The organism is Sinomicrobium kalidii (assembly GCF_021183825.1).
GTDB lineage: Bacteria > Bacteroidota > Bacteroidia > Flavobacteriales > Flavobacteriaceae > Sinomicrobium > Sinomicrobium kalidii.
In genome coordinates this window covers 3,050,994-3,067,440 of the sequence record NZ_CP089211.1, presented here as the reverse complement: position 1 = coordinate 3,067,440, position 16,447 = coordinate 3,050,994, and the positions used below count along the sequence as shown (strand labels likewise).

The 16,447-nt window shown below is 42.6% G+C and carries 13 protein-coding genes; 4 read left to right on the top strand and 9 right to left on the bottom strand.

The features are described from left to right. Window positions 1-29: 29 nt before the first annotated feature. The 9 genes from LS482_RS12270 to LS482_RS12230 form a co-directional block, all read right to left on the bottom strand. Complete coding sequence (locus LS482_RS12270; protein WP_233027818.1) at window positions 30-2,345, bottom strand: S41 family peptidase; 2,316 nt, start codon at window positions 2,343-2,345, stop codon at window positions 30-32. 82 nt (window positions 2,346-2,427) lie between these two features. Beyond that, window positions 2,428-3,639, bottom strand: coding sequence for a lanthionine synthetase C family protein (locus LS482_RS12265; RefSeq protein WP_233027817.1), 1,212 nt, complete (start codon window positions 3,637-3,639; stop codon window positions 2,428-2,430). Between the two features lie 124 nt (window positions 3,640-3,763). Continuing rightward, window positions 3,764-4,027, bottom strand: a complete 264-nt coding sequence (locus tag LS482_RS12260) for a hypothetical protein (protein ID WP_233027816.1) — start codon at window positions 4,025-4,027, stop codon at window positions 3,764-3,766. Between the two features lie 150 nt (window positions 4,028-4,177). Further along, entirely contained in the window at window positions 4,178-4,381 is a 204-nt protein-coding gene (locus LS482_RS12255) for a hypothetical protein (protein ID WP_233027815.1), read from the bottom strand. 64 nt (window positions 4,382-4,445) lie between these two features. Continuing rightward, a complete protein-coding gene (locus LS482_RS12250) occupies window positions 4,446-4,601 on the bottom strand; it encodes a hypothetical protein (protein ID WP_233027814.1) in 156 nt (51 codons plus the stop codon). Window positions 4,602-5,005: 404 nt separating this feature from the next. After that, window positions 5,006-5,143: a hypothetical protein gene (locus tag LS482_RS12245; RefSeq protein WP_233027813.1), complete on the bottom strand. Its 138-nt coding sequence runs from the start codon at window positions 5,141-5,143 to the stop codon at window positions 5,006-5,008. A gap of 152 nt (window positions 5,144-5,295) precedes the next feature. Next, window positions 5,296-5,448, bottom strand: coding sequence for a hypothetical protein (locus LS482_RS12240; protein WP_233027812.1), 153 nt, complete (start codon window positions 5,446-5,448; stop codon window positions 5,296-5,298). 56 nt (window positions 5,449-5,504) lie between these two features. Continuing rightward, entirely contained in the window at window positions 5,505-6,821 is a 1,317-nt protein-coding gene (locus LS482_RS12235; protein WP_233027811.1) for an HlyD family secretion protein, read from the bottom strand. Window positions 6,822-6,837: 16 nt separating this feature from the next. Continuing rightward, complete coding sequence (locus tag LS482_RS12230; protein WP_233027810.1) at window positions 6,838-9,042, bottom strand: peptidase domain-containing ABC transporter; 2,205 nt, start codon at window positions 9,040-9,042, stop codon at window positions 6,838-6,840. A gap of 429 nt (window positions 9,043-9,471) precedes the next feature. Between LS482_RS12230 and LS482_RS12225 the strand changes: the two genes are divergently transcribed. The 4 genes from LS482_RS12225 to LS482_RS12210 are packed head-to-tail and all read left to right on the top strand — an operon-like array spanning window position 9,472 to window position 16,352. Then, on the top strand, window positions 9,472-12,618 hold the full coding sequence (locus LS482_RS12225; protein ID WP_233027809.1) for a SusC/RagA family TonB-linked outer membrane protein: 3,147 nt from the start codon (window positions 9,472-9,474) through the stop codon (window positions 12,616-12,618). A 29-nt stretch (window positions 12,619-12,647) separates the two neighbouring features. Then, window positions 12,648-14,084, top strand: coding sequence for a SusD/RagB family nutrient-binding outer membrane lipoprotein (locus tag LS482_RS12220; protein ID WP_233027808.1), 1,437 nt, complete (start codon window positions 12,648-12,650; stop codon window positions 14,082-14,084). 21 nt (window positions 14,085-14,105) lie between these two features. Continuing rightward, window positions 14,106-15,035 (top strand): hypothetical protein, encoded by a 930-nt coding sequence (locus LS482_RS12215; RefSeq protein WP_233027807.1) that lies wholly within the window; start codon window positions 14,106-14,108, stop codon window positions 15,033-15,035. A gap of 21 nt (window positions 15,036-15,056) precedes the next feature. After that, window positions 15,057-16,352 carry a Calx-beta domain-containing protein gene (locus tag LS482_RS12210; RefSeq protein ID WP_233027806.1) on the top strand — a complete coding sequence of 432 codons (1,296 nt, stop codon included), beginning with the start codon at window positions 15,057-15,059 and terminating at the stop codon, window positions 16,350-16,352. The last annotated feature ends 95 nt before the right edge of the window (window positions 16,353-16,447 follow it).

Below are 16,447 nucleotides of genomic sequence, written 5' to 3'. Positions count from 1 at the left end.
TTTAGCAGGTTAATACTTGATGAATATCTCTATTTCGAACTGTTATGCCCGCTTGTCATATCAATAGCCTTTTCCAATAATTCGTCCTTTCCTGCTTTGACACCTTCTATAGTCTTATTGACATAAATATCCGGAATAATACCTACCGCATGTAGTTGTGAGCCATCGAGTTTCACCATTTTCATTCCTGTCCACTTTACACCATATCCTCCTGGCAGTTTAAAAAGATTGTAATTACCGTCTGTTCCAGCTGTTGGTTGTCCAATAATGGTAGCTAATTTATACCCCTCAATAAGACACATATATGTTTCTGCATAACTTATAGCCTCCCCATTAATGATAAAAATAATTTGCTTGTCTCCTAAATAAGGTTTTTTGCGTTTAAGAAATGGTTCATTCCCCCAATATCCTACCAAGTGCTGTTGATCTGGATAGACTATTTCAGGTATCCGCATCCAAGATTTTGCGGTGTCGTTTACTTTTAAAAGATGAGATATAAATTTATGATTACGATTGGGGTATCCCCTTAAATCACATATAATAGATTTCATTTTTTCCAGTTCAGGCATCAACCTGTTAATGCTCTCCATCTTTATTTTAGTAATGTTCAGGTAAATAACACTGTCATTTATGTATTTGTATTCCGGCTTCCAGGCTGTAGACTGAGGGCCTTTTTTGTGATAAGTGCTTTTCCGTACAAGTGCTATATCCCGGTCATTTACCGTAATCACCATTTTAGAATCCTTTTTTCCTTCCAGGCTCAGATAAGCGGCTACATAATCCCGCCAGCCTTTGGTTCCGGCCGATATCCTTGAATTTATCTCCTCAAAATATTCCCCGGCATCCAGTCCGTCGATTTGTGTCACTATATCTCCTGCTTTTAGAGGAACCCCCTCCTCCGTCACATCGGTTATCACCAGTCTTTCCTCTATCCATTCCCATAGAATCGGCGGCAGATAATTTCCAAGAGATCCACCCGAAATATTAATATGCCCGTCCCTAAGGGGTGCGGTAAATTTCTGCAGGGTTATCAGGTGGTCATTTTCAGTTTTATCGGTATAGCATCGCAACAGTGCTTTTTCCAATTCTTTATCCCAATTCACATCTATTTCATCAAAATATGGATAAAAATGCCTGAATACATTGTATGTGTTTATGATGTTCCCCAACCGGAAAGCCAGTGTTTCCGGTTGTAAACTCACATTTTCCGTATCCTGTATAAGCCGTTCCGTCTCCTTTTTATCAGCAGCGGGATAGGTACCATTATCATTACGGTACAGGACAAGCGGGATACTGCAGAACATGCCTTTACCTATCCGTTTTTCTGTCAATTCTCCAAATTCCGGTTTATAATCAAATATTTGCTTTCCTTTTTCCTGCTCCACTTTATTAGTGAATGTTATTACTGCTGATTTTTTCCCTTTCTGATATTCTTCCTTGGAAATATCAAAATCATAGCCATTCCCTTTATAACTCCATTGCCCCCTATTATTTGCTGTCGAAGTTAAGACCAAAGCTTCAAAGCTGTTGTCTTTAACTGGGATATCCAACCATACCTCACCTTCTTTATAAGACAATCTGGCCTCATCCAGGAACATCTGTCCTTTTCCTTTCAGTGCCCCACCCAATACAATGGTTGTTGCAGACGAATCTACCTTACCGATTATTTCATATTGTTTCCATTCGTTATCCTTTACAGGTCGTTTCAACATTCCATCATGAAAAGAAGTTGCCCCGTCCGAATCAATTACCTGTAATCTCAGATGACCGGTTCCCCTGATCCCTTCCTTCATTTTAACCCAGGCGGTATATTTTATTTCCTTTCCCCGGTATTGTTCTGCATCAATCGTCATGTTTAATTTTCCGTATTGATCAGCTTCCCTAACATTCATCATACCGTTCACCCTGACACTATGATAAGGGGAATTTTCATAATGAACATACATATTAAAACCAACACCTTTGTGTTGCCAATACGTTAACTCATATCCCTTTAAATCCCTTGGAGTAATTTGATCCATATTAAACTTGAACCTGGCTTTATCTTCATAAAAATTAATTGAAGGTGCTACAGGTTTAAAGAGTTTCCTGAGTGTAGCCATCAATTCTTTCTTCGATTTACATTTTTCCACCTGTTCCGCCCCGTAAATCGCAAAATCATCCCAGTTCATGGTATAGGCTTCGTCACTGGGGTGAAAATATTTTACGTAACCGTAAACCTTGGCAAAGGCAGTCAGGTTGTCAATTTGCTGTTGCTTCTGCGCCAAAAGAGGCGACACACAATATATTATAAGCAAAACACCAAATCCCCTTCTGATATACTCCTTAAGATTACTGTTTTTCATTTCATTGCTTTTTTAAATATTTTTACTCACAGTAATTACAAAAACTGATAGTCAGTTATTTATGTTATAATATTGCAATATTCTACCCGATCATCAAACACTCGTCCCATGAATTATCTCCGGAAAGGTAACTGATAATACTCAACCCTATACCTGCAATACCTTCCAGAAGCGCCAATTCACCACACCATTCGGCATCCATCCCTTTCCATTGTTTATAACCGGCATAACCATCTTTGTGGACTGCTTTTTCCAATCCGTCTTTTATCCAGAAGGCTGCCGCTTTACGGAATGCTTCTTCTCCGGTTTCGGCATGCATACGATTAAATATCTGTGCATTGCCGAAAGAGCCGTGGCAAACGCCGGCATCCCTGACCATACTGCTTTCGGGAGAAGTCCTTCGGGCCGCATGCCGGAGAGTTTCCACTGCGGTATTTCCCAGTTCTTTATCATCCAGGCTCTTTGCAGCCTGCCACAGGGAAACGCCCACTCCCAGGTCCCCGTAACACCAGGCCAGGCGGCTTGCCCTGCCATCGTCTCCTTCATTCTGTACCCAACTGGGGAAGAGGGAGGCTGAATTGTTATCATCACTCTTATGACTTAAAATATATGCAATCCCTCCTTTCAACATGGAGTCTGTTTGATTTCTGAAAATATCGTGTTTGCGGAGCCGTGCCAAAAAATTTACAATGCTGGACATCCCGTGAGACAAACTCAGGTTATAGCCTTTTTCTCCGGTTTCCCTGTCTAGCACAGACAACCACCTAACCTTATTTCCATCGGTTTCAGCCAATTCGTTCAAAAGGGTGATCAATTCAGAGAGGTAATTTTCATACTGTTTTTTCTGCAGGACAGAGGTGGTATTCTCATATCGTTTTAAAAAATAAAACCCGTAACCCAACGCACCGTGCAGGAAATCGTAGTTAGCCTCTTTTATATCGGAAACCATTACATTGTGCAGGTAGTTGTCAAGTTCGGCGAGTAATTCGTCCCCTCCGGCATCCATAAAATCCTGTTGTTCCAGGTGGTCAATTACCCAGCCTGTCCCTGCAAGTCCGGAACAATAGGTTGGAAAACCATAGCCGTTATTTATGCGTTCTATACAATCGGTAAGTATTTCCACTCCCGTGTCTGCAAATTCGTCGGTATCCAGGAATTTGGAATAGTAGAACTGGAACAGGGCAATCCCGGAAGTTCCGGCTAAAACACCGGTCTGGTCGCTTTCTTTGTATTTTCCCCTGAGGACCTCGCTTATTTCTGCAAGTTTATGGTGAAGAAGTTCTTTTTTTTTCATGTTTCTCTTTAGTAGGTATTAATGAAAACAAATGGCAGGGACGTATATCTTATTACAAAACAACAAAGCTATATTCAAAAAAATCAAATATAGCTTTGAAAACAGGTATGATAAAAATTCCTGTTTATACACAAGGACCACATGTTCTGCAATGAATGGGGTCGGTAAGCGGATGAGCATCGGTTGTGCAATTATATGCTGTGACACAACCATCTGTGCCGCAATTACCCGTGCCACATCCTCCCGTACCACAATCGTTGGTGCCACAGTCGGCATACTCATCCGTATTACAGCCTATGGCTGTTTCGTTCCCTCCCTTTATTGCATTAAGGTTGGATATTCTTTCTTTTTTCAGGATAAGTTTTCCGGTAAGTTTCTTTTTTTTCATAATTACGGTTGTTTTTGGTTAATATCTTCCAAGTTAAAAAAATCAAACAGAAATACACGTTTTTTGTTAAAAATTAACACTAAAAACAAAACCACCTCCAATCGAGAGATCGGAGATGGTTACGTATGTTCAATTCAGAAAATGTAAGGTCTACGGGCAGCCACCAGTAGTCCCCCCGCAATTACCGTCGCCAGTGGCAGGGGCGCAATTTTCCATTGTAGCAGGGTTACAAACCGGCCACCAGGTCTTGCCGCAGCCATAACTTATCCAATCTCCGCCCTTGATTTTTTCCGAATTGAGGTCGGAGATGGTCTGTTTGTTTAATTTAAGTGTTTTTAAACTTCTTTTTTTCATGGTAATGATTTGTTAGAATTCGGGATAAAAAAATTAACTGTATGCCGTGTCATAAAAAACACGTTTACCCTACACATGGTCTTGCCACGGTACATTCCGGAGGCCAGGATCCGGTACAGGCCGGACTTGTCCAGTCTTCGCCTCCTTTTAATTTTTCGGGAGAAAAGCTGGAGATTGTCTTTTTGTTAAGTTTAAGTGATTTAAGGCTTCTTTTTTTCATAATAAATTGATTGAGAAAGAGTTTAACTGATTAATCTAAGGTAAGTTTTTCCATAAAAAAACTCACTATTACCATTACCTGGTACAAATCCAACATGGTGAGCCATCAGAAGGACCCATGATTTCACATGTTCCCCCAGCTCTGGTTGCTCCTCCAAGGAGTTCATTGGCGGTTCGCGAATTTAAACGACTAACCACCATTTTTTTTAATCCCAGATTCTTCAGGTTCTTTTTTTTCATGCATATCTGTTTAAAGTTAATACAGAAAATAGAGTAGAGAACAAAGAACTGCGAATTTAGATGACCTCTATCCTCCACATTCCATTTTTACCTCGGTTAAGTACGAAGTAAAACACAAAGAGCTTCTCAACCGACACATGGCGTCTCAGCAGAACAGACCGAAGGTTAGGAATCTCCACAGCCATAAATATCCCGGTTACTGTCATTGCCTTTGGTAGGTCCTCCTCCTTTTAACATCTCAGGAGCAAAACTGGAAGTGGTTTGTTTGTTGATTTTTAACGCCTTTAAGCTTCTTTTTTTCACAATAAAAAATGGTTTTGCTTAAAACAACAGGATAAAAAACAGACAGAAAAGAACAGATAGCTCCAATCACATTCTTTCTTTTTCCTGTTTTCGCTAATAAAATATAAAACAATAAAATATCCCCCCGGGACCGGGGGAATTAAGGATCCTTTTTAACCTATACACGGCCTTGCCTGAGAACATGCCGGTGGCCAGGAATCCCCACAGCCATAAGTGGGCCAGTCCCCTCCTTTTATTTTTTCGGGATTGAAACCGGAAATCGTCTTTTTGTTAAGTTTAAGTGATTTGAGACTTCTTTTTTTCATGGTTGTTGAATTTTAAGATTTGGTCTTCCAAGATAACAAAAAAATAACAAAACGATCTAATTCCGTGAAAATATTTTATTAAGTTGATAAAAAATCCGTTGCAGGATACTGAGTTCTTCCGTAATAATTTCCGCATTGCCCTGCATTTCCTGGCGGAATTCGAGTTTTTTGTCAAAAGAGGTTTCCAGGCTCCCTACATTAACATAGATGGAATACATGGCCTCTCCCTTTTTTGGCACCGCAGAAATATCGACAATCTGCCCCCGAAGGCTCCCCCATTCTTCATAAGGATAGTTGTCCAGTTTTATGATGACCTCCTGCCCTACCTTTACCTTTCCGGAATTCTGTACCGGCATGGTGACCTGCCCTATCAGGGAATCCCTTTCTTCGGGCACCACGGTAAACACAATATCGCCCGCCTTTACATTCTGGTATTTGTGGCGTATATCAAACATGGTCACCTTGCCTTTCATGGGGCTTTTTAATATATAGGTGAGTTCCCAGTTATGGATTTCGTTCTTCAGGGTTTCCAGGCTCCCCTGCAATTCCTGCCGGTAACTGTAGCCCAGTTCCTTCCCGGTAATGGTAGATTGCGTTTTACTGCCACTCAGGGAAGCAATGGCTATACGTGTATTGGATACGGAACTTTTCAGGTTTTCATACCGCTGTTTGTCGGCAAGATAACTCCTTGAAATAGCATCAAACTCCGATCGGGAAATCACGCCTTTATCCAGCAAGGCCTTGTTCCTGGCATATTCGGATTCCGAAAGCACGAGTTCCTCTGCAAAGAGTTCCAGCTGGTTTTGTTGCTTGGCCAGCAACTCATACTGTTCCTCGATTTGCTGTGTAGCGGCAACAACTTCGTTTTTGTTCGGTTCGAGGGTATTGAAAAGCACATATCTCTGGTATTGCGAAACGAAACTGGTGTAGGCCTGCCGGATACTTCCCAGTTTCAGATGGGGCGGAAATATTTTCTGTATGGAATCTGGTGCTATCAGACGGGGTGTAAAATTTGCCAGTTGTTTTTTCAGATGGTAAACATCCCGGAGATCTGCGGTATTTTCTATTTCCGCAAGGATCTCATTCTCCCGGACAGACTCGTCTGCCTGTACAAAAAGTTCAGTCAACTTCCCGGCACTATTGGCCTGTATATAGGCCGGAGGGGTCTTGGTTGTGATGGTTATACGCGCCATGATAATATCGTCATAACGTATCAACGCACTCCCCACAATGATGAACAATACGATAATAAATACTAACGTAGTCCCCCAGCGGATCATCCAGCTGGGTGCTTCTCCCAGAATTTCCTTCACCTGGTCGGAACGTTCGTCGAGTTGATCGATTTTCTTCTTTTTATCTTTGGTATCGCTCATTTTTTATCCGGTAGGTTTATTCTCCCAATTCCAGTTGATTTTTTACCAGGGTAAAATAGGCCCCTTTTTTCTTCGCCAGTTCCCGGTGTGTCCCCTGTTCAATGATCTTTCCCTTTTCCAGCACAATGATCTGGTCGGCATTCTTTACCGTACTGAGCCTGTGAGCCACTATAACCGCGGTCTTCCCCTTGTAAAATTCTTCCAGGTGTTCCATAATGGCCTTTTCATTATTGGCATCGAGGGCACTGGTGGCTTCATCAAAAAAGATATATTTGGGGTCTTTGTACACTGACCGGGCTATCAATATACGCTGTCGCTGCCCGCCACTGATGTTAACGCCGCTCGAACCGATCTTGGTATTGTAGCCTGATGGTTGCTCTTCAATAAAATCCTCTATGTTCGCCACACTTACGGCATGCACCAGCCGTTCTTTGCTGATAATTCCTTCGGAATCGGATTCGGTAATGTTACGGGCAATGGTATCTCCGAACAGGAAACCGTCCTGCATCACGGAACCACATGCTTTCCGCCACATGGTGGTGTTCAGGTTTTTCAACCGGGCATTGCCCACAAAGATGGTTCCTTTGGTAGGGTCATAGAATTTGAGCAACAGCTTCACCAGAGTGGTTTTTCCGCTTCCGCTGGCACCGACTATGGCCGTAACCTTGCCCTCCGGGATCTCAAAATTGAGGTTGTCCAGCACCAGAGGGGAGGAATCCCCGCCGTACCTGAAACTGACATCCTGAAACTTAATACTCTTGTCATCGGGTAAAGCCGTTATATTATCTTCAAAAGGATCTTCCTCGTCTTCCTTGGAATGAATTTCCGACAGCCTTTCAAGGCTTATCTTGGCGTCCTGCCCGGACTGGATAAAGGTGATAAAATTGTTGATGGGAAGATTGAGTTGCCCTATAATATATTGTACCGAGAGCATCATACCCAGGGTAAGATCGCCTTCAATCACAGATTTTGCCGCTATAAATGTAATCAGGATATTTTTCAATTCGTTGAGAAAACGACCACCGGTGTTTTGCGTCTGGGACAACGAAAGTCCTTTAATGGAAATCTTGAACAGGCGTACCTGGATAGCTTCCCACTCCCACCGTCGCCGTCTTTCCGAACCGTTGAGCTTGATTTCCTGCATGCCGGAAATAAGCTGGTACAAACTGCTCTGATTGTCTGAAGACTGGTCGAACCGTTTGTAATCCAGTTCGGCCCGTTTTTTCATAAAGAGCAGGGTCCACCCTATATAGAATATGGAACCGAAAAGAAAAACGAGAAATATCCCCAGGTTATAATAAGCCAGCACCACACCGAAAATAATCACATTAAATGCCGAAAACAATGTATTAAGTGTGGTGGTCGACAAAAAATTCTGTATCCGGTTATGGTCGTAGATACGCTGAATGATATCCCCGGTGTTCTTGGAATCAAAAAACGCAATGGGCAACCGCATCAGCTTGATGAGGAAATCGGAGATCAGGTTGATATTTACCCTGCTGGTGACGTGCAACAATATCCAGCCCCGGATAAGCTCTACGGAGGTTTGTGAAATGAATAACGTCAGCTGGGCAACTAATATGAGATAAACAAAATTCAGGTTTTGATAATTAATACCGTAGTCAACTACCGCCTGGGTTAAAAAAGGAAATATAAGTTGCAACAAGCTTCCCACGGCCAACCCCAGGAACAATTGCGTCAGATGCTTTTTATAGGGCTTGAAATACCAGAACAGGAATCTAAACCCGTATTCTTTTTTGGTTCCCTGGTCATTTTCGTAGAAATTGGGCGTAGGTTCCAGTAAAAGCAGGTAGCCTTCGTCATTATCAATATCGGCATTCTTGCCCATCCATCCGGCGACAAACTCCTTTTTATCATACTTTACCAACCCGTGGGCAGGATCGGCCACATAGACCTTGTCTTTTTTAATGGCATGGATCACCACAAAATGCCGTTGCCGCCAATGCGCAATGCAGGGCAGGGGCACTTCTTCTTCCAGTGTTTTAAAATCGATACTTACCGCCAGGGAATGAAAACCGATACTTTCAGCGGCTTCAGCTATCCCGCCCAGGGACACACCCTCCCGGGTGATATTCGCCTTACGCCTTAAAAAATCGGTAGAATAAGACCTTCCGTAATACCGGGCTATCATCCGCAGGCAGGTAGGGCCACAGTCCATTTGATCGAGTTGCCTGTAAAACGGAAATTTTTTCAGGTTCATAAATAGGTTTTAGTAAGTAGAACTCCTCTCATCGGGCAAGGAATTTTGTTCAGCTCACTAAAATAGAAAAAAAGTTAGAAGTACGAAGCCGCCTTATTTACAAAATCGGTCTGTCGCGACACAAGCCTAAAAAAGATATAAAAAATTGCACCGGAGGATAGCGGTCAAAACTACAGAACCCGGAAGAGAACATAGAGGATTCACTTCTCCCCGTCAACAAAATAAGATAACACCTTAAAATATTGATGAAATAACGCTCAAAACAATGTTAATGAAAATTACTAAACAAAATTTATTAACTTAATTTTAACGTAGTATTTTTATTAAATTAACCTAATAAAGTTAAAATTTAAAACAATTAAGATTAAATCTTTGTGTTTTTAACATTCTTTTAAGATATTTACGATAGCTAATTCAAATAATTCAAAAATGAGAACAAAGTTTAGTAGACTACTAACGCTACTACTGGCGTTTGTTGTGCATCTTTCTTTTGCACAGGAAAAAACAATCACAGGTACGGTGACTGATCAGGACGGCTTGCCGCTGCCCGGGGTAAACATCCTTGTAAAAGGGACTACCGTCGGGACACAAACCGATTTTGACGGGAATTATTCTATTCAGGCGAGTGCAGGTCAAATCCTCGTCTATTCATACATTGGCATGGCCGATGTAGAAAAGACAATCGGGGCAGAAAGCACCATAAACACACAAATGACTGAAGATGCTCAGGCATTGGAAGAAGTGGTTGTCACAGCCCTTGGTATCAGAAGAGAAGAAAAGGCCCTGGGTTATGCTGTACAAGGCATTTCCGGTGATGGGTTGACCGAAGCGCGGGAAAGCAACATATCCAACGCCATAAGCGGTAAAGTTGCAGGCGTACAGGTAACCTCAACTTCAGGTAGTGTCGGCGCTTCATCGAGGATTGTCCTCAGGGGAAACTCATCAATAACAGGTAATAACGAACCCTTGTACGTAGTTGACGGAGTTCCTATTGACAACAGATCTTTCGGGAATGCCGGTTCGGGAGGTGGTGTTGACTTACCCAACGGAGCCGCTGATATCAATCCCGACGATATTGAATCGGTATCCGTTTTAAAAGGACCCAATGCTGCCGCATTATACGGCTTAAGAGCCGGTAATGGCGTTATCGTTATTACAACCAGAAGAGGTAGTGAAGGCAAAAAATTCGAAGTCTCTTTTAATACAAATGTCACCTTCTCCAATCCTTTAATTTTACCGGATTATCAGAATTCATACGGTCAGGGCGGAGATCCCAGTTATTTTGAATATGTTGACGGTGCCAGCGGCGGCGTTGGAGACGGAGTTGACGAAAGCTGGGGGCCTCCATTGGACGTAGGTCTTGAATTTATTCAATGGAATTCTCAATTAATTAATGACGGAAACCCCATTCCGTGGGTTTCTTATCCCGATAACGTAAGGGACTTCCTGGATACCGGTGTCAATATCAGCAATAATTTATCCCTCACCAAGGGAAAAATGAGATTATCCATCGGTAACAGTGATGAAAAGGGAATGATTCCTTTTACGGAACTCAAAAAAACAACAATAGGCTTTAACGGGACTTTAGATCTGGGAGAAAGATTCACAGCAAGCCTGTCTGCCAATTACTTCAATATAGATAGTGACAATCTGCCAATAACCGGGTACAACAATGAAAACCCCTTCCAGCAATTTATCTGGTCCGCCAGAAATGTTAACTTCTCTGATTTAAGAGATTGGAGAAACTTTCCCCTGGCCCCGGACCACACCCCTGCTGCAGGGACTCCGCTCAACTGGAATCACAACTTCCAGAACAACCCGTATTGGGTATTGGAAACCAACAGAAACACCCTCGAAAAGGATCGTATTGTAGGAAATGTCGATTTGTCGTATCAATTAAATGACTGGCTAACACTAAGTACTAAGCTGGGAGCAGATTTTTACTCTCAACTGGAAACCAGACGACAAGCCAAAGGAAGCAACAACGCTCCCGACGGAACTTATACTGAAATACAGCGAAGGTTTGAAGAGATCAATGCCAGCGTATTGCTCAGCATGGAAAAGGAGATCACAGAGGATATTTTGTTTTCATTCAATGTAGGAGGCAATCATATGAACAGGCGATACACCAGTACTTACGCCTCTCTTCCCGCTCTCGAGTTACCGGGTTTATATGATATTTCAAATTTACAAACAGGGGCCGTAGCAGTACTAAGGGAACCTGGTATCCGCGGGCAGACCCCCAAAAGAAATCAAAAGATCAATAGTTTATACGGTTACGGTCAAATAGCCTATAAGAACTTCTTTTTTATCGATTTTACCGGTAGAAATGACTGGGCAAGTATTCTGCCAAAAAAGAACAACTCATTCTTTTACCCTTCCGTCTCCACTTCCATTGTGTTATCTGACATATTTGATTTAGGAGAACGTATAAATTTCCTTAAATTAAGAGGCGGATGGTCAAAAGTGGGGAGCACAGGTGCTTTAGGTCCTTACAACATCAACCCCACTTTTAGCCTCAATAACACAGGCTTTGGTAATCAGGGACAGTTACCCAACACACAATACAATCCCAATTTAAAAGCAGAAACCGTTACCGGTATCGAGGTCGGTCTCGACGCTAAATTTTTCCAAAACAGATTGCGTCTGAGCGCAACATATTACGATCAACAAAGTGAAGACCTTTTGGTTCCCATCCAGGTATCCTCTTCCACCGGATACAGAAATGTCTGGGACAATATTGCAGACATGAGCAACAAGGGTGTGGAAATACAACTCGGAGGAACCGTAGTCCGGACAGAAGACTTCAATTTCGACATAGACCTCAACTGGGCAAAAAACGACAACCAGGTTACTTCATTAGGTGAGTTGGACAGTTATATCCTGGGAAGCCAGTGGGGCGTCACTCTTGAAGCCAGGGCCGGTCAGCCATACGGTGCTCTTGTGGGGCGCGACTTTGAAAGGACAGATGACGGCCAGGTGATTTACCAAAACGGTCTGCCTTTAATCAATCAGACTCCTCAAGTTCTGGGAGATATAGCTCCGGACTGGACAGGAGGCGCCAATTTCTCTATCAGATATAAAAATTTCGATTTCTCCACCCTCATAGACGCAAAAATCGGAGGCGATATCCACAGTATGACATATGCATGGGGCAGATACGCCGGTACTCTGGAAGAAACCCTAATAGGAAGAGAGGGGGGCCTCGTAGGAGAAGGAGTAATGTCTGACGGCAACGGAGGCTATGTCCCCAATAATGTGGTTGTTCCTGCAAAATCTTTTAACCAGGCGTCTTATAGCAACTCCATTGAGTCCAGTGCCATATTTGATGCATCGTATGTAAAACTCAGACAGGTTACCCTTGGTTATTCTATACCTTCAAGACTATTAGAAAACACTCCTATTCAATCTCTTAAGTTTTCAGTTGTAGGCAGAAACCTGGCTATATTATATAAAAAAGCGCCTCACATAGACCCTGAAACAGGTTTTAGTAGCGCCAACGGCGAACAGGGCCAGGAGTTCGGTCAATATCCGTCTTCCAGAAATATAGGCTTTAACATAAACTTAAAATTCTGAATAGGTTAAAAATATATATCATGAAAAAAATGAAAAAAATACTATATGTATTGTTTAGCCTTATCATGATCACAGGCTGTGATAAAGATTTTGAAGAGCTAAACACAGATCCCAATAACCCTGTAGCACTACCGGCACACTTATTATTGGGCGGATCACAAAGAATTTATTCCAATGTATTATACGGAGTGTTGGGTGGCGCCGGAGGCGATATGGGTGCCGTTTGGGCCCAGACATGGACCAAAGTTCAATACAACGACGAAGAAAGATACGTTCCAAGAAGAGGAGTTATAGACAACATTTGGGACACCATGTATTCTGATGTAATATCTGAAGCCAATGCCATGTACTCCCTGGCGGAAGCAGAAGGGAATGCCAATCTACAGGCCATTTCCCTAATTATACAGGCATCCGGTTTTCAGTTTTTAACAGAGCTGTACGGCCCCATCCCTTTCACAGAGGCTATGGATCCCAATATATTAAAACCCGTTTACGACAACGAAGCTACAGTATATGAAGGCGTCATTGACATGTACACCCAGGCAGCAAACATGCTTTCTACAGGAGGTGGCGAAGTAGTAGCTTCTTCAGATTTATATTACGGGGGAGATATCACCAAATGGAAAAAACTGGCCAACTCACTAAAGTTCAGAGCCCTGATGAGAATTTCTTCTACAAGAGATGTGAGCGCCGAGTTACAGGCATTAATCAACGGTGGACAAATGTTCACTTCTAATGCAGATAATGCCCAGGTGAGTTACTTACCCAATCAACCAGACGCAAACCCTATCTACGAATTGATAGACTTTGGAGCAAGACCCGAGTATAAAGTAAATTCCGCTTTAGTAGAAATGATGGAATCCTTAAATGACCCGAGGCTCGAAGTTTACGCTGCCCCTAATGCAGATGGTGACATCATGGGGAAACCGGCAGGATATGGCAACCAGACTACACTGCCCAATGAAGCCCTGGGCTATACCTACGCCAATATTTCAGGTTTAGGAGAATTCTACTTAAACCCCGAATTACCAGGTACCATAATGTCCTATGCTCAATTGAGCTTTTTAAAAGCAGAGGCAGCAAATGAAGGATATATTTCCGGAGGCACAGCTCAGGCACTGGTTTATTATAACGAAGGGATCCAGGCAAGTTTTGAATTCAACGGTCTGAGCGCGTCAACATACCTGGCTCAACCGGGCATTGGATTTACTACACAAGCTGACGCAAGGGAAAAAATAGGCCAGCAATTATGGCTGGCATTGTTCGATCAGGGATTTGAAGCGTGGACAGAATGGAGAAGAACAAAAATCCCTGCATTAGAACCTGCCGCAGAAGCAGCCATAAACCAAATACCTTCCCGCTATTACTATCCAACCACAGAAGTCTCTTTAAACAAGGACAATTACGATAGTGGAGCACAAAGGCTTGGAGGTGACGAATTAACATCACCTTTATTCTGGCAATAATTAAACTTAAAACGTTACAAGATGAAAAAAATAAAATTCTTAATATATGCATTATTGTCTCTATCCATCACGGTATCATGCATAGATGACGATAACGACGAATTAACCGGCAATGCCATTAAAGGCGGCCTGCTCTCCCTTAATAATGCGAGCATCGGTTATGTCGTCGGAAATGACGGCACCTATACCGCTTCAGGCACCGTCTTCCAAAGCAGACAACAAACGACCTCCATCGAGGTATACAAAAGCTTTACTGATGCCGCCACAGGCAACACAAGTAATGAGGTATTATTTGAAACCCTTTCCATAGACAACACAACAGCCGGGGAAAAACCATCTTTCTCCTTCTCTTTCAAATATGAAGACCTCCGGGAAGGGTTAACGGTTAATGACAATCCGCTGCCTGAAAGTGACAGTGATTTGAATATCGGAGACTTCTGGACCCTAAAATACATCTCCACTACATCCGAAGGACATATGAATGTTAATTCCACCACTACAAAAGTTTCCGTAGGCACTCGTTTTGCAGGCTTATACAGAACCCTGAATGCCGAATATTACAGAATAGGTGTTTTAACTTATACGGCCTCCGACTGGCCCGCAGAGACCCTGATCGAATCTGTAGATGCCACGACATATCGGGTCGTTGAGTATTTCGGTGCATTTGAAGGTAATGAGTGGTACTTCCAAATCGATGAAAACGACAAGATAACCTATCCGGAAAAAACACCATCCGGGGAAGATCAAATGGGTAACGGACAACCCTTCATTACTTGTCAGTCTCATGCCGGAGAAATGACCAATGTCCCCTGTGGTTCCGAAACAAATTACGTAGAGCGGGATGATATAAACGGTGCAGACAAGCTGTACATGAGCTTTGGATATCTAACGGATAATGCCGCCGGTAATTCCAGGGAATTCTATCAGGTATTGGAAAAAATAGTCGATTAACTTGAAAAACAAGAAAACAACATGAAAAGCTATATATATAATTTGACATGGGCCTGGTGCTTACTCATCCTGATAACAGCCTGTAGCGATGATGACCATACGGGAGACAGCACTTTGACAGCTTCAGCTCCTTCCCTTGAAGTTGCCCTGGAGTTTAATGACAACCAGACTTTGATTGAAACGGAAACTACTTACGCATTTACTGTATCTATAAGTGAGCCACAGATCGTTGACGTTGTAGTAAACCTGGAACAGACGGAAGGCACAGCAACAGACGGTGAGGATTTTTCCTTTCCGCATCAGGTACGTATTCCCGCAGGGACGACTTCAGCTTCGGATGAAATTGCCATTCATTCGGATGAATTGTCCGAAGAAACAGAAACGGCTGTCATTAAAATAGCCACAGGAACCGAATCCAATGTTCAGGCCATTAATTCCAAAATGGTAACATTTAATATCCGGAACCTTACTTCGGGCGATCTGGCTATCGCTCTTTCATGGGAAGCTTCCGGTACAGTCACGGATCATGAAGGCAATGAGATAGCCCCTACTGATCTGGGAGATTTAAGGCTATTATTGACCGACGTTCCCTACACAGCTGTTATTGATAGTACTAACGAAACAGCGTTTGAGACCCATGTTTTAACAGCGGACACCCCGGACGGGGAATATTATGTGGTGACAGATATACATGAAGGAAACGCACACATAGCATCAGATTTAAATTTAACACTTCAGTTCGACCAGGTTGGCATTATCAATGAGCAAATATTTACATACGATAACGCGATTAATACTGCTTACGCATGTAAAGCCAATTATTTCATTATGGCCAAAGTAACCAAATCGGGAGAAACGTATACTTTTGAAAATGTCGAATTCAATAATTTCGATTCCCAGACGTTCAGCTGGACAGGAACAGATGTCGTTGACGCCTTTAACCCGGAAGGCTACGAAAGTACAGTGAGAACCACAGTAGATTGTAACGGAATGCTGATATACGGCCTGAACAGTGAGTGGATGCAAACCACCTGGGGAGAAGAAATACAGGAAGAAGGAACCGTGTATTACACACTCGACGAAGCCACTGGTGAAGTTACCATAGAATCCCAGTATATATTCACAACCTTATACGAAGGAGTCCTGTATGATTACACAGTATCAGGCTCCGGAACATATGACGACAGCGGAGAAGTTCCCACCCTGACTATCCAATACTATCTCGATCAGGATGGATTCTCCCCCAACCAGTGGATGTTTGACAACGGATATATGGAAACCAATTATTTTGAAGCCACTTTAACTTTGGAGCAATAATTGTTATTACATATACTTGATTTTAGCTTGGAGAGGTTGTCTTTTTAGACAACCTCTTTTTTATTCCACAAAATACACGTATTTCTCTTACAGCA

Excerpts from the sequence above, each read along its gene's own strand:
- LS482_RS12230 (WP_233027810.1), bottom strand. The coding sequence starts at position 9,042 with ATGAACCTGAAAAAATTTCCGTTTTACAGGCAACTCGATCAAATGGAC.
- LS482_RS12235 (WP_233027811.1), bottom strand. The coding sequence starts at position 6,821 with ATGAGCGATACCAAAGATAAAAAGAAGAAAATCGATCAACTCGACGAA.
- LS482_RS12220 (WP_233027808.1), top strand. The coding sequence starts at position 12,648 with ATGAAAAAAATACTATATGTATTGTTTAGCCTTATCATGATCACAGGC.
- LS482_RS12260 (WP_233027816.1), bottom strand. The coding sequence starts at position 4,027 with ATGAAAAAAAAGAAACTTACCGGAAAACTTATCCTGAAAAAAGAAAGA.
- LS482_RS12255 (WP_233027815.1), bottom strand. The coding sequence starts at position 4,381 with ATGAAAAAAAGAAGTTTAAAAACACTTAAATTAAACAAACAGACCATC.
- LS482_RS12215 (WP_233027807.1), top strand. The coding sequence starts at position 14,106 with ATGAAAAAAATAAAATTCTTAATATATGCATTATTGTCTCTATCCATC.
- LS482_RS12250 (WP_233027814.1), bottom strand. The coding sequence starts at position 4,601 with ATGAAAAAAAGAAGCCTTAAATCACTTAAACTTAACAAAAAGACAATC.
- LS482_RS12240 (WP_233027812.1), bottom strand. The coding sequence starts at position 5,448 with ATGAAAAAAAGAAGTCTCAAATCACTTAAACTTAACAAAAAGACGATT.
- LS482_RS12210 (WP_233027806.1), top strand. The coding sequence starts at position 15,057 with ATGAAAAGCTATATATATAATTTGACATGGGCCTGGTGCTTACTCATC.
- LS482_RS12265 (WP_233027817.1), bottom strand. The coding sequence starts at position 3,639 with ATGAAAAAAAAAGAACTTCTTCACCATAAACTTGCAGAAATAAGCGAG.
- LS482_RS12225 (WP_233027809.1), top strand. The coding sequence starts at position 9,472 with ATGAGAACAAAGTTTAGTAGACTACTAACGCTACTACTGGCGTTTGTT.
- LS482_RS12270 (WP_233027818.1), bottom strand. The coding sequence starts at position 2,345 with ATGAAAAACAGTAATCTTAAGGAGTATATCAGAAGGGGATTTGGTGTT.